The organism is Pseudomonas moorei, from assembly GCF_042846945.1.
GTDB lineage: Bacteria > Pseudomonadota > Gammaproteobacteria > Pseudomonadales > Pseudomonadaceae > Aquipseudomonas > Aquipseudomonas moorei.
Window position 1 is genome coordinate 1,884,078 of the sequence record NZ_AP035776.1, and the last position, 13,229, is coordinate 1,897,306.

Sequence of the window (13,229 nt, forward strand, 5' to 3'; positions counted from 1 at the left end):
GCGAGCGGGCTCGCTCCCACAAGATTTGTGCCGACCCCCAAAGGGTGCGACAACACAAAACCTGTGGGAGTGTGGCTTGCCCGCGAAGAGGCCATTACAGGCTACAGAGAATCAGCCCGCCAACAGCCACACGCCCGTCGCCGCCGAAGCCGCGCCCGTCAGTCGAATCAACGGCGCCGCCGCCCGGGGCAGCACGCGCACCACGGCATAACCGGCCGCATGCAACGCAGCTGTCGCCACCACAAAACCGGCGGCATAGGTCCAGGGGCTCGACATCTCCGGCAGTTCCAGGCCATGGGCCACGCCATGGAACAGCGCGAACAAGGCTGTTGCCGCCACCGCCATGCTCAACGGCGGACGCACCGCCAGCGCCACGGCCAGGCCCAGCGCCAGCACGGACGCGGCAATCCCGCTTTCCAGCGCCGGCAGGTTCAGGCCTTCAAAACCCAGCAGCCCGCCTATCAACAAGGTGCTGACGAAAGTGCACGGCAGCGCCCAGCGCGCGGCGCCTTGTTGTTGCGCCGCCCAGAGGCCGACAGCCAGCATCGCCAGCAAGTGATCGAGGCCGCCGAGTGGGTGGCTGATGCCGGCGATCAAGCCGTTGTCGCCGTGCCCGGGGTGGGCGAAGGCGATGGCCGGGGTCAGCAGCAGTGCCAGGGTGCCGAGGATGCGGTTGAGTGTCATGGGTAAGCTTCCTTGTTGATAAGTCGTGATCAGGCTGCCGTCAGCAGTCCCTGACGCTCGATGAAGGTGATGATCTCTTCCAGGCCCTGGCCGGTTTTCTGATTGCTGAACACGAACGGCTTGCCGTTGCGCATGCGTGTGGTATCGCTGTCCATCAAGGTCAGTGAGGCTCCCACCAGCGGTGCGAGGTCGATTTTGTTGATCACCAACAGGTCGGATTTGCAGATCCCCGGCCCACCCTTGCGCGGAAGTTTGTCGCCGGCCGACACGTCGATCACATAGATGGTCAGATCCGACAGTTCCGGGCTGAAGGTGGCCGACAGGTTGTCGCCGCCGGACTCCACCAGAATCAGGTCCAGGCCCGGAAAGCGCCGGTTCAGTTGATCCACGGCTTCGAGGTTGATCGAGGCGTCTTCGCGAATGGCGGTGTGCGGGCAGCCGCCGGTTTCCACGCCAATGATGCGTTCCGGCGCGAGCGCTTGATTGCGCACCAGAAAGTCGGCGTCTTCGCGGGTGTAGATGTCGTTGGTGACCACCGCCAGGTTATAGCGGTCACGCAAGGCCAGGCACAGGGCCAGCGTCAGGGCGGTTTTGCCGGAGCCGACCGGACCGCCGATGCCGACGCGCAGAGGTTGTGTATTCATGTGGTTCTCCAAAATAAAGGACCCTAGGAGCGGAACAGACGGCTGTACTGGCGCTCATGGGCCATGCACGCCAGGGACAGGCCGAAAGCGGTGCTGCCATAGTGTTCGGGGTTGATTCGGGTGGCGTTCTGCTGGGCTTGCTGCAACAGCGGCAGCAATTCGCTGGTCAGGCGTTGTGCGGCTTGCTGGCCCAGCGGCAGGGTTTTCATCAGCACCGCCAATTGGTTTTCCAGCCAGCTCCAAAGCCAGGCGGCCAGCGCGTCCTGTGGGCTGATCTGCCACGCCCGAGCGGCCAGCGCCCAACCCAGGGCCAGATGCGGTTCGGCACGCTGTTCGAGGAAGCTGCGGGCCGGTGCATCGAGTTCGGGCAAGCCATTGAGCAGTTGTTGCAGGGAGTAACCCATCTGCCGGCTCTCCTGATGCAGCTCGCGGGTTTCCCGGCTGGCGCGGTGTTCTTCGCAGCGTTGCAGCAGTTCGCTCCAGTTGTCCTCGGCCGCTGCTATGCAGTGGGCAAGCAGCAGCGGGGCCTCGAAGCGGGCCAGGTTCAGCAGCAATTGGTCGCTGATCCAGCGCCGAGCGCTGTCCGGATCGTGGACACGACCGTTCTCCACGGCCATTTCCAGGCCTTGGGAATAGCTGTAGCCGCCAATCGGCAATTGCGGACTGGCCAGACGCAGCAGCGCCCAGGCCGGGTTCATGGGCGCACGCCGAACTGGTGCAGTTTGGGCGGGTAGTTGAAGTCTTCATCGCCATGACGCGAATGGTGATGGCCTCCGCCGTAAGCCCCGTGTTCCGGCTGGAACGGTGCTTCGATGGGCTCGGTGGTGGCGCCGAGTTGTTCGAGCATGGCCTTGAGCACGTAATCATCGAGCAGGCGTAACCATCCGTCGCCGACCTGCAAGGCGACGTGACGGTTGCCCAGGTGATAGGCGGCGCGAGTCAGTTCGAAGGCATTGGCGCAGGTGACGTGCAGCAGTTGTTCGGGGCGGGCGCAAACACGGACGATGCGCCCGTCTTCGGCCTGGAGGCATTCGCCGTCATGAAGAGGTGACTGGCCACGCTCCAAAAACAATCCGACGTCTTCGCCCTCGGCACTGAAACAGCGCAAACGGCTCTTGCTCCGGGCCTCGAAGGTCAGGTGCAACTCGGCGGCCCAGACGGGTTGAGGGTCGATTCTGCGATGAATCACCAGCATCGGAAAGCTTCCAGCAATGGACAATGTTCAGGCTAGAGCAAGGGGCTTGCCAATCGACACAAGTGTAGGAAATGCCCGTCGGAAGCGTAGGACAAGGTCCGTTTCAGTGCGGGTTTTGAATGATGTTGGTGCATGGTTTTCTATCGCGCACCAAATTGATGCGTAGTGGCTAGCGGTGGGGGCGAGCTTGCTCGCGACAATGGCAGACAGTCCGTATAAATGTTGGATACGCAGAAGCCATCGCGAACATTACTCAGTGCTGCCGAGACCTTGCCAATGTTTCAAGCCGATAAAGATAAAGCGCAGTTGCTGGGTAATTTTTGCCTGAGGCGTCAGGTGTTCGGGCAACGCCTCGGCCGGTGGGTCGATGATGTCGGGCAGGGTCGCGAATACGCTTTTGACGATCAGATCCGCCATGACACTCAGGCCGGCGATGTCCAGGTGTTGCAGCTTGGGCATCAGGGCCAGGTCGGCCGCCAGGTCCGAGCTGATATTTTCGCGCAGGCGGCCGATGGCCAGACGCACCGGCAGCGAACCGCCGTACTGCTCCCGGGCGAGAAACAGGAATTGCGAGCGATTGGCCGACACCACGTCGAGAAAGATTCGCACCGAGGCATCAATGATGCCGCCCATGACGAACTCGTTATGCCGTACCAGGCGGATGGTTTCACGGAAGGTCTGACCGACTTCGCTGACCAGCACCAGACCCAGTTCGTCCATGTCGGCGAAGTGCCGGTAAAAACCCGTGGGGACGATCCCGGCGGTTTTCGCGACTTCGCGCAGGCTCAAGCTGCCGAATCCTCGGCCGCCTTCCATCAAATGGCGAGCAGCGTCCATCAGGGCGTTACGGGTTTGTTGTTTCTGTTCGGCGCGGGGCAGCATCGCAGGGGTGTTTTCTGGAGAAGGAGAGCGCCGCACTCTAGCAAATAGACTTTGCCGGCGTCGAACGACGAGAGGAGATCAAGTGCACAGATGAGACTTCTATCAAATCAATAGCCAGAAAAATCAAAAGCCCAATCCGGTGATTGGGCTTTTTTTCAAGGCCGCCATGGGCTTAGCTCATGGCGCTGTTGCGTTCGATCACACGATCACCACCACCTTCGGCCAGGGTTTGGCCAGGAGTGCGGTCGGAACCGTCGGCAGCCAGGGTCTGGCCAGGGGTGCGGTCGGAACCGTCGGCAGCCAGGGTCTGGCCAGGGGTGCGGTCGGAACCGTCGGCAGCCAGGGTCTGGCCAGGGGTGCGGTCGGAACCATCAGCAGCCAGGGTTTGGCCAGGTGTGCGGTCCGAACCATCGGCGGCAACACTTTGGCCTTGTGGGGTCTGATCGTAGCCATCTTCTGTAAGCAGGCCTTTTTCTTTCAGGCGATCGTTACCGCCTTCGGCCAGGGTTTGACCTGGAGTGCGGTCGGAGCCGTCAGCGGCGAGGGTGTGGCTGAACACCGAGTGGCTGGCTTTCGCTTGTGGAGTGGCTTGGTCAGCGGCCGGCAGTGCAAATGCAGTGCTGGCCAACATAGAGAGTGTCAGGCTAAGCAGAAGTTGGCGTTTCATGATCGGGTGCTCCGCAAGTGGGCAATAAAATGGGTACGAGAGCAATGCTACTCTCGATAAGTCGATATAAAAGTTCATAAACGCAATGGTAATAATCAACGAAATTGATTGTTCCCTGCAGCCCTTGTAAACCGGGCCTTTGCGGCAAGTGTTTTTGCACTGCGGTGGGTATTTTCGACTCACTTGCGCCACGGGAAAGGGCGGAGCCGGTAACGCGTATTGTCAGGAGAAAGAGCCGTCGACCCGCGCAAATGCGGCAAAATGGGTTTTTCGATTAAACCTGCGGACGGTTTTTCAGTCGTAGATTCCATAGCGGGTCGGTTCTGGCCCTGCGTTTTCATGTGCGCCGCCGTCGAGGCGCTCAGCCGTATCAGGAGCCCTGTGCAATGACGCGCACTCGTAAAATTCTCGCCTGGACCGTGACCAGCCTTGTCGTACTGCTGGCCATACTGGTTCTGATCATCGTGTTCTTCGATTGGAACCGGATCAAACCGCCCCTCAATGCCAAAGTGTCTGAAGAGCTGCACCGTCCGTTCGCCATCAACGGCAACCTGGCGGTGGTCTGGCGGCGTGAACTCGACGAGGGCGGCTGGCGGGCGTGGGTGCCGTGGCCGCATGTGGTGGCCGAGGACCTGAGCCTGGGCAACCCGGACTGGTCGAAGGCGCCGCAGATGGCCAGCCTCAAGCGCGTCGAACTGCGCATCTCGCCCCTGGCCTTGCTGGCGCAGCGCGTGGTGATCCCGCGCATCGACCTCACCGAACCCAACGCCGATTTGCAGCGACTGGCCGACGGTCGCGCCAACTGGACCTTCAAGTTCGACCCGAAAGACCCGAAGGCTCCACCTTCCCCGTGGGGGGTGGATATCGGCGCAATCGGCTTCGACAAGGGGCACGTCACCCTCGACGATCAAAGCCTGAAAACACAGCTCGACCTGCTGATCGACCCGCTGGGCAAACCGATTCCGTTCAGCGAGATTGTGGGCGACAAGGCGGCGAAAAACGCGCAGGAAAAAGGTAGTTCGCCCCAGGACTACGCGTTCGCCTTGAAGGTCAAAGGCCAGTACCACGGCCAGAAACTCGCGGGTCAGGGCAAAATCGGCGGTTTGTTGGCCTTGCAGGATGCGAGCCGACACTTTCCTTTGCACGCTCAGGTGTCGATCGCCGACACCAGCGTTGAACTCGCCGGCACCCTGACCGACCCGCTGAATCTCGGAGCCCTCGATTTGCGTCTGAAACTGGCCGGCACCAGCCTGGGTAATCTCTACCCTCTGACCGGCGTGACCCTGCCGGATACCCCGCCTTACGCCACCGATGGCCATTTGATCGCCAAACTGCATGAACCGGGCGGCGCGGAGTTCCGCTATGAGGACTTCAACGGCAAGATCGGCGCCAGTGACATTCATGGCAACCTGGCCTACGTCGCCAGCCAGCCCCGGCCGAAGCTCAGTGGCTCACTGCTTTCCAACCAACTGCTGTTTGCCGACCTCGCCCCACTGATCGGTGCCGACTCCAACGCCAAGCAAAAGGCCCGGGGCGGTGAGAGCAAGCAGCCGGCGGACAAAGTCCTGCCGGTTGAAGAGTTCAAGACTGAACGCTGGCGCGATATGGATGCGGACGTCGAGTTCACCGGCAAGCGCATCGTCCACAGTGAAAAACTGCCGTTCAACGATCTCTACACACACCTGGTGCTCACCGATGGCGTTCTCAGCCTCGAGCCGCTGCGATTCGGTGTGGCGGGGGGCAAACTGGATGCGCAGATTCGCCTGAACGGTCAGACCGAACCAATGGAAGGCAAGGCCAAACTCACGGCCCGGGGGTTCAAGCTCAAGCAGTTGTTCCCGACCTTCGAACCGATGAAAACCAGTTTCGGCGAACTCAATGGTGATGCCGACATCACCGGTCGTGGCAACTCGGTGGCCAGGTTGCTGGGCAGCGCCAACGGCAATCTGAAAATGCTGATCAACGATGGCGCCATCAGTCGCGAATTGATGGAGCTGGCCGGGTTGAACGTCGGCAACTACGTGGTCGGGCGGATCTTTGGCGACAAGGAAGTGAAGATCAATTGCGCCGCCGCCGACTTCGACATCAAGACCGGTCTGGCCACCACGCGACTGTTCGTCTTCGATACCGAGAACGCGATCGTCTACATCGACGGCACCGCGAACATGGCCACCGAGCAACTGGACCTGACCATCACCCCGGAATCCAAGGGCTGGCGTTTGATCTCATTGCGTTCGCCACTGTACGTGCGTGGCAAGTTCATCAAGCCTGATGCGGGGGTCAAAGCCGTGCCGCTGATGTTGCGCGGCGCCGGGATGGTCGCATTGGGAGTGATCGCCGCGCCGGCCGCAGGCTTGCTGGCACTGGTGGCGCCGAGTGGGGGAGAACCGAATCAATGTGCGCCGCTGCTGGAGCAAATGAAGGCGGGCAAGGCGCCCAAGACCGTGAAAAACTGAGGTGTGCCTCCAGGCAGTTTGACCGCTCTCGATTAGAAACTCGAGAGCGGTCAGATTTGCAGCTTGTTTGAAATTACTCGTCGGTTGGCAGGGGTATGTGAAACAGTTCGGTTTCAATTTTCTGGCCGAGCTTTTTCCGGATTATCGCTCTGAATTCGGTGTACTGGCGTTCATTCAGTGAACTGCGCATTAATCTGAAGTTGTTCTCTCCGTTATCAATGCTGATTAACCGAGGTTTATCCAGTATGTCCATTTCGAGTGGGGGACTGGTCTCGAATGCAATCTGCAGGCTCATCAGGGTTTTGTCGCTGTAAACAATCGTCAGCAGAGTCGCCGTTGAAATCGATGCGCTCGAGTCCGTGGAGGCCGTAGCATTTTGCTGAAGCTTCTTGATGAATGCTTTAACGGCGCATGACTCATTCTCAAGCCTGGTCAGCGCCGAAAAGGCATCGGCGATTGCTTGCTGTTCAGCTTTTGGCAAGTCGCTGCCCATGCCTTGCTCCACGACCTCCAAAAGATTGTTGTTGCAGAATCCAAGCATTTGGGTACTTCGGCTGTTAAGTAGCCAGCCGAACTTTCCCAGGTAATCGGTGTAGGTCGACCATGACAATTCTTGAGCTTTACTTTGCTTCGCAGTCTCGAGTGTAGCGAATAGGCTGGAATCAAGAATGTCATTCTTGAAGCTTTCGCTATGCGCGCCGCAGAAAATTGTAATGTTACCGTTAACCAGATAAACATCAAATATAGGGTTGCTCATCATTGAGCCTGCGCTGAGTTATTATGAAAATTGGATTTTAACTTTTTGGTTGGTTTAAGTGATTAAAAATCACCCAGGCTTGCGATAAATTTTTCGGCATTTGTTTTGTATTTGTCACGAAGTGCTCCGCGGATATCCGAAAAAGTTTTATTGTTCAGGTCAATGCGTACAGCGCCGGTTTTAACGGTGGTGGACTTTTTAGTGGATTTCCAGAGAAGTATGCCAGTTTTAGATTCACGTGCGTCCAGGGAAATACAATTCAGAATCATGTTGGCTTTACCGCTTTCGTCAACCCAGACAGGCGCGATGTCGAACTTTGTCTGTACACCGAGTTTTTTGTCCTTTTCAAATATGTCGATCGCGCCGGGACTTTTTAGCAGCGTTTCTACAGCCAGCTTCCCGACTCTTGCGAGTGTTTGAGCGGCATCGGCGCCGATTAACCCCTTTGCAATATCCAGGGCTACCTGATCGATTGTCAGGCCAGTTCGCTCGATGGTGACTTCTTGAAAGCTTTTGTTTGAAATACTCCAGCCAAGGATGCTAAGGCCCTTAACGTAATGTTCGTACCATTCAGATAGCTGTGACTCGGCGGGGTACAGTTTTGTGGCGTCGTTCTGCATAATCAGTTTGCAAAGATCGACATCATCTATGATCTGTTGAGGCGTTCCGGGCATGTACACGTCGATAGTGTTCGGCAAAACAGTAGCGGCCGCTTTGGCGGGGTCGTGAGGTGGTGTTTCAATAGCAGTTGAAAATGCGCCGATTCTTGGTGTGGGTTTAATCGGCAGAGGTGCCAGGGAATCAATGAATTCAAGCCGTTCTTCAATATGCATGTAAGTAGTCCTTTACTTGTTTATTAAAACAGCCAAGTGGCTGTGAGTGTTAGAATAAGACCATGCTGTAAAATGTCTATGTGCGGTTTGTAACTTTAAATTAGATTGTCGGTAGTTGGTAGGTTGGAGCTTTAAAGTTTTCTGCGTATTAAGGCTTTCGTTGTTAGTTATAAAGTTTTTAGCATGTCCGAGTCACGTCATTCAAATAGACGCTGGGGAGGCCGGTGATCTTGGCAATAGTCCCGACAATGATGCCTCTTCCTCCAACCACGCAAAAAATGCCCGCACCGGTGGATGCCGCTCGCGTCCCGGCACGCACAAGGCGCTGTAACCAGCGCCATCCACTTGAACCTCCCCCCGATAAGCCACCAGCAACCCGCTGGCCACGCTCTCGGACACCAGGATATTGCTCGCCAGTACCAGGCCTTGCCCGGCAATTGCCGCTTGCAGGGCGTAATGCTCTTCGTCGTATTCGCGCATGGTCGGCTGGCCGGCCAGCCAGGTTTCGCCAGACTGCGCACACCATGCTTCCCAGCCATGGGCATAGAGTCGGGAGTTGTGCCAGCGCACGCTGATCAGCGTCGGCGTGCGGTGGGCGGCCAGTGCCACTTGTTCGGGAGAGCCATAGACGCCGAAGGACTCGTCGAACAGGCACAGCCCATACAGGTTCGGATAATCAGCCAGGCTGTAACGCAGCACCAGATCGACGCTGGCGTCCTGATGCAAATCGATGACTTCGCAATGGGTGTCCAGGCGCAGGCTGATGTTCGGGTGTCGCGCATAAAAGCGTCCCAGGCGCGGCACCAGCCACAGGGCGGCAAAGGCGGCGGTGGTGGAAATCGTCAGGCTGCTGCCGCTGCGTTGCGGGCGTAGCGTATCGATGCTTTGCGCCACGTCCAGCAGTGCGCCGTGCAAGCTGCGGAACAGCCGTTCGCCGCATTCGGTCAGGCGCACCTGCCGCGGCAGGCGTTCGAACAACGGCACGCCGAGCCAGGTTTCCAGCGAGCGGATTTGATGCGATACCGCGGTTGGCGTCACCGAGAGTTCTTCAGCGGCGGCCTTGAAGCTAAGCAGGCGTGAGGCGGACTCAAAGGCCCGCAGGGCCGTCAGCGGTAACGTAGCGAACATTGTGTACTCCATGGATGAAATGGATTCAACCAAACTGATTTTTGCTCATTTGAAGAGGGACAGCTACAAGCTTCAAGCTCAGAGCTGTAAGCAGTTTGAGTTTAGTCCTGGAGGATATTCAGATGAGTAAAATTCTTGCGGTTCATGCCAGTCCCCGTGGCGAGCGTTCTCACTCCCGGCGCCTGGCCGAGGTATTTCTATCGGCCTTGCAGGCGCGAAATCCACAGTGGCACCTGACTCGCCGCGAAGTCGGGCGGGCGTTTATTCCTCCCGTCAGTGAAGCCTTCGTGGCCGCCGCGTTTTACCCCGAGCCTGAAGCGCGCCCCTTGTCGATGCAGGCGGACCTGGCACTCAGCGATGAACTGGTCGGCGAATTGCTGGGCCACGATGTGCTGGTGATCTCCACGCCGATGCACAACTTCAGCGTGCCCAGCGGCTTGAAAGCCTGGATCGACCAGATCGTGCGCCTTGGCCTGACGTTCAATCACTCGCTGGATAACGGCGTAGCCCAATACGAACCCCTGGTGCAGGGCAAAAAGGCGCTGATCATCACCAGTCGCGGCGGGTTCGGTTTTGGCCCGGACGGCGAGCTGGCCTCCATGAACCATGCCGATACCTTGCTGCGCACGGTGCTGGGATTTATCGGTATTACCGACGTCACGGTGGTCGCCGCCGAAGGGGAAGAGTCTGAAGCACGCTCTTTCGCAGTGTCCGCCGCCGAGGCTGAACAGCGCCTACTGGCGCTGGTCAGGTCGTTCTAGATGGCCTGGCTGTGGTTGCTGATCGCGGCCGGGTTTGAAGTGACCTTTGCCATGGGCATGAAGTACGCCGAGGGCTTCACCCGGCCTTGGCCGTCGCTGGTGACCGTCGTGGCGGCGGTGGGCGGGATCTATTTCCTGACCCTGGCCATGCGCGAGTTGCCGGTGAGCATCGCTTACCCGATCTGGACCGCCATCGGGTCATTGGGCACGGTGTTTCTCGGGTTTGCGCTGTTGGGCGAAAGCCTGACTCTGCTCAAAGTGCTGTCGGTCGGGCTGATCGTCGCCGGGGTGGTGGGGCTGAAGTAGGCTGGATGGCATAAACTGGTGCATGAGTTGTCATCTTTGCTGGCGATGCTAGGCGAGTTTTTTGCTTTGCGCCTTGCATCAGCTCACTGATCATCAGGATGTCCGCCCATGTCGCACGATTCTGCCCCGCGCTACCCGCTGGTGCTGGTACCGGGAATGCTCGGGTTTGTCCGGTTGCTGCTCTACCCCTATTGGCACGGGATCATTTCCGCGCTGCGTCAGGGTGGGGCGGTGGTGATTGCGGTGCAGGTCTCGCCGCTGCACTCCAGCGAAGTGCGTGGTGAGCAACTCCTGGCGCGGATCGAAGAGATCCTGCGCGAGACAGGGGCCGAGAAGGTCAACCTGATCGGTCATAGCCAGGGCTCGCTGACCGCCCGGTACGCCGCCGCCAAGCGCCCTGACCGGGTTGCTTCAGTGACGTCGGTGGCAGGGCCGAATCATGGCTCGGAGCTGGCGGACTATCTGCACGAACACTATCCCCATGACAGCGTCAGAGGGCGCATGCTCAGCGGCCTGCTCCGTTGGATCGCGGCGCTGATGAGCCTGCTCGAAACCGGCTATCGCGGGCCGAAGCTGCCGGTGGATATCCATGCGTCCCATCATTCACTCACCAGCGCAGGCGTGGCGTTGTTCAATCAACGTTATCCACAAGGCCTGCCCGAATTCTGGGGTGGGCACGGACCGGAAGAGGTCAACGGCGTGCGTTATTACTCCTGGTCCGGGACCTTGCAACCGGGCAAGACCGACCGGGGACGCAATCCGCTTGATGGCACCCATCGCAGTTGCCGGTTGTTCGCCAAAACCTTCGTTCGCGAATCCGGGTATTGCGACGGGATGGTCGGGCGTTACAGCTCGCACCTGGGAATGGTGATTGGCGACGAGTTTCCGCTGAATCATTTCGACATCGTCAATCAGCCTTGGGGATGGGTGGGCAAGGAGGCCGAACCGATCCGGTTGTTTGTCGAACATGCGGCACGGTTGAACGCGGCAGGGCTTTAGACCGCGTTCTTGTTTATCTCGGACCACATGGCACGATCCCTGTGGGAGCGTGGCTTGCCCGCGATGAGGCCAGATCAGGCAACGCTTGTCTTGCGCCCCAGCACCGTGGTCCACCGCTCGGACAGAATCACCCCACCCAAGGTCAACAGGCCGCCCACCAAGTGATACAGCGCCAACTGCTCATGCAGCACCACCGCCGCAATGAGCGCGGTGATCAGCGGCAGCAAATTGAAAAACAACGTGGTCCGGCTCGGTCCCAGGCGCACCACGGCCTGCATCCACGCCAGAGGTGCAACCATCGAAGCCAGCAGGCAGGCGTACAGCACCAATGGAATGTTCTGCAGGGTCAGGCCGACTTTCGGGGAGGCGAGAAACAGCGGAAACAGCACCACCACCGCGACCAGCACCTGCAAGTACAGCAGCACCAAGGGCGGCAAACGCAGCTGCCATTTTTTCAGCAGCGTGCTGTAAATCGCGTAGGCCAGGGTGGCGATCAGCATCATGGCGTCACCCAGGTTCACGCCATGTTCGAGCAGTACCTCCAGGCTGCCGGACGAGACGACCACCAACACCCCGGCAAACGACAGCACCGCACCGGCCAGTGCGCCGATGGTCAAGCGCTGGCCCAGACTGATGATTGCCATGGCCAGTGACATCAAGGGCATCAACGACAGGATGATGCCCATATTGGTGGCCGAGGTCAGGCTCGCGGCGAAATACGCCAGGCTTTGGTAAACCGCCATGCCGAGCACGCCGAGGACAAAGATCTTGCCCAGGTTCGGGCGAATCGCCGGCCAATGGGCGATCACCGGTTTGAGCATGAAGGGCGTGAACAGCAAGCCGGCCAGCAGCCAGCGGTAAAAGCCGATCTCGGCGGGGAAGATCGCCCCGGCTGACATTTTGGTGATCACGGTATTGCCGGCCCAGATAAAGATGGCCAGCAGGGGATAAGCGTATTGCATCGGGTAAACCAGAACGTTAATGGAGGGCAATTATCCTCTGTCTGGATACAAGCCTATACTTCGATCCAGACAACCTGCCCCTGAATCCGGACAGCATGACCCGTAAACACATCGACCTGCTGGATTTCAGCGAACTGCCTTCGGCGGTCTACTTCCGTTACGCCGACTTCGATACCCATGAATTCGCCGCGCCGCACCGTCACCCTTGGGGCACATTGGAGTATGCGGCCCACGGGGTGTTGCACATGGACGTCGACGGCAGCCGTTTCATGTCGCCGCCGCAATACGCGGTGTGGGTGCCGCCGCAAATCGAGCACAGTTTCTACAGCCATCAGCCGATCAATTACCGCGCCGTTTGCCTGGCGCCGACGGTCTGTGCCGATCTGCCCCGGCAGGCTTGCACGCTGGCCATCAGCGACATCCTCAAGGCGATCCTCAAGGACTTCGCGGCCCGGGATGTGAAGATCCCCGAGCGGGAAGCGGACAAACGCCTGGCCCAGGTCCTGGTGGACCAGTTGCAACAGGCACCGGTGCAGGAGTGCTACTTGCCCTACGCCAGCAGTCCCGGGCTGCTGGGCATACTCGAGGCGCTGCAAGCCGATCCCGGGGATAACCGGCCACTGGCGGACTGGGCCGGGCAAATACATGTCAGCGAACGCACCCTGGCGCGGCAGTTTGTCCGCGAGCTGGGCATGAGTTTCGGTGAGTGGCGCCAGCGCTTGCGCTTTCTGACGGCGATTGAGGCGCTGGACAGCCACCGCAGCATTCAGGAGATCGCCTTCGATCTGGGATACAGCACAGGCTCGGCGTTTATCGCGATGTTTCAGCGCCAGGCGGGATGTACACCCGATTACTATCGGCGGAACAAGATGTTCTAACCAACTTATTGGGATGTTTCATACAGCATTATCCGAATCAAGCTGCACAGGAGCAGGTTTGAGGCGCTGTAGGCTTC

15 protein-coding genes are annotated in these 13,229 nt (G+C 59.1%); 5 read left to right on the forward strand and 10 right to left on the reverse strand.

Translation table 11 applies throughout. The features are described from left to right. Positions 1 to 111 precede the first annotated feature (111 nt). The 6 genes from ACGJAX_RS08795 to ACGJAX_RS08820 form a co-directional block, all read right to left on the reverse strand. On the reverse strand, positions 112 to 684 hold the full coding sequence (locus ACGJAX_RS08795; RefSeq protein ID WP_390958418.1) for a HupE/UreJ family protein: 573 nt from the start codon (positions 682 to 684) through the stop codon (positions 112 to 114). Positions 685 to 713: 29 nt separating this feature from the next. Beyond that, complete coding sequence (gene ureG, locus ACGJAX_RS08800) at positions 714 to 1,328, reverse strand: urease accessory protein UreG (RefSeq protein WP_390958419.1); 615 nt, start codon at positions 1,326 to 1,328, stop codon at positions 714 to 716. A 23-nt stretch (positions 1,329 to 1,351) separates the two neighbouring features. After that, positions 1,352 to 2,026: an urease accessory UreF family protein gene (locus tag ACGJAX_RS08805; RefSeq protein WP_390958420.1), complete on the reverse strand. Its 675-nt coding sequence runs from the start codon at positions 2,024 to 2,026 to the stop codon at positions 1,352 to 1,354. Then, positions 2,023 to 2,523: an urease accessory protein UreE gene (gene ureE, locus ACGJAX_RS08810; RefSeq protein WP_247257186.1), complete on the reverse strand. Its 501-nt coding sequence runs from the start codon at positions 2,521 to 2,523 to the stop codon at positions 2,023 to 2,025. Before ureE ends, ACGJAX_RS08805 begins: the two co-directional genes overlap by 4 nt. A 249-nt stretch (positions 2,524 to 2,772) precedes the next feature. Then, complete coding sequence (locus ACGJAX_RS08815; RefSeq protein WP_090328584.1) at positions 2,773 to 3,405, reverse strand: TetR family transcriptional regulator; 633 nt, start codon at positions 3,403 to 3,405, stop codon at positions 2,773 to 2,775. 172 nt (positions 3,406 to 3,577) lie between these two features. Then, a complete protein-coding gene (locus ACGJAX_RS08820; protein ID WP_390958421.1) occupies positions 3,578 to 4,072 on the reverse strand; it encodes a hypothetical protein in 495 nt (164 codons plus the stop codon). 386 nt (positions 4,073 to 4,458) lie between these two features. Here ACGJAX_RS08820 and ACGJAX_RS08825 point away from each other — a divergent pair, with 386 nt between their 5' ends. Beyond that, positions 4,459 to 6,528 (forward strand): AsmA family protein, encoded by a 2,070-nt coding sequence (locus ACGJAX_RS08825; RefSeq protein ID WP_390958422.1) that lies wholly within the window; start codon positions 4,459 to 4,461, stop codon positions 6,526 to 6,528. Between the two features lie 73 nt (positions 6,529 to 6,601). On the opposite strand, the gene ACGJAX_RS08830 is transcribed toward ACGJAX_RS08825, so the two are convergent. From ACGJAX_RS08830 to ACGJAX_RS08840, 3 genes are all read right to left on the reverse strand, one after another. Then, positions 6,602 to 7,285: a hypothetical protein gene (locus ACGJAX_RS08830; RefSeq protein ID WP_390958423.1), complete on the reverse strand. Its 684-nt coding sequence runs from the start codon at positions 7,283 to 7,285 to the stop codon at positions 6,602 to 6,604. A 62-nt stretch (positions 7,286 to 7,347) separates the two neighbouring features. Further along, positions 7,348 to 8,118 carry a hypothetical protein gene (locus ACGJAX_RS08835; RefSeq protein WP_390958424.1) on the reverse strand — a complete coding sequence of 257 codons (771 nt, stop codon included), beginning with the start codon at positions 8,116 to 8,118 and terminating at the stop codon, positions 7,348 to 7,350. A gap of 201 nt (positions 8,119 to 8,319) precedes the next feature. Beyond that, positions 8,320 to 9,258, reverse strand: coding sequence for a LysR substrate-binding domain-containing protein (locus ACGJAX_RS08840; protein WP_390958426.1), 939 nt, complete (start codon positions 9,256 to 9,258; stop codon positions 8,320 to 8,322). Positions 9,259 to 9,368: 110 nt separating this feature from the next. Between ACGJAX_RS08840 and ACGJAX_RS08845 the strand changes: the two genes are divergently transcribed. The 3 genes from ACGJAX_RS08845 (at position 9,369) to ACGJAX_RS08855 (ending at position 11,312) form a co-directional block, all read left to right on the forward strand. Next, a complete protein-coding gene (locus tag ACGJAX_RS08845; protein WP_090328596.1) occupies positions 9,369 to 10,007 on the forward strand; it encodes an FMN-dependent NADH-azoreductase in 639 nt (212 codons plus the stop codon). Beyond that, on the forward strand, positions 10,008 to 10,313 hold the full coding sequence (locus ACGJAX_RS08850) for a multidrug efflux SMR transporter (protein ID WP_090328598.1): 306 nt from the start codon (positions 10,008 to 10,010) through the stop codon (positions 10,311 to 10,313). 108 nt (positions 10,314 to 10,421) lie between these two features. Continuing rightward, positions 10,422 to 11,312, forward strand: coding sequence for a triacylglycerol lipase (locus ACGJAX_RS08855; protein WP_090328600.1), 891 nt, complete (start codon positions 10,422 to 10,424; stop codon positions 11,310 to 11,312). 74 nt (positions 11,313 to 11,386) lie between these two features. On the opposite strand, the gene ACGJAX_RS08860 is transcribed toward ACGJAX_RS08855, so the two are convergent. Continuing rightward, the gene (locus tag ACGJAX_RS08860) at positions 11,387 to 12,274 is read right to left on the reverse strand and encodes an EamA family transporter (RefSeq protein WP_390959828.1); all 888 of its coding nucleotides are present in this window, start codon (positions 12,272 to 12,274) and stop codon (positions 11,387 to 11,389) included. A gap of 95 nt (positions 12,275 to 12,369) precedes the next feature. Here ACGJAX_RS08860 and ACGJAX_RS08865 point away from each other — a divergent pair, with 95 nt between their 5' ends. Beyond that, on the forward strand, positions 12,370 to 13,152 hold the full coding sequence (locus ACGJAX_RS08865) for a helix-turn-helix transcriptional regulator (RefSeq protein ID WP_090328604.1): 783 nt from the start codon (positions 12,370 to 12,372) through the stop codon (positions 13,150 to 13,152). Positions 13,153 to 13,229 lie beyond the last annotated feature (77 nt).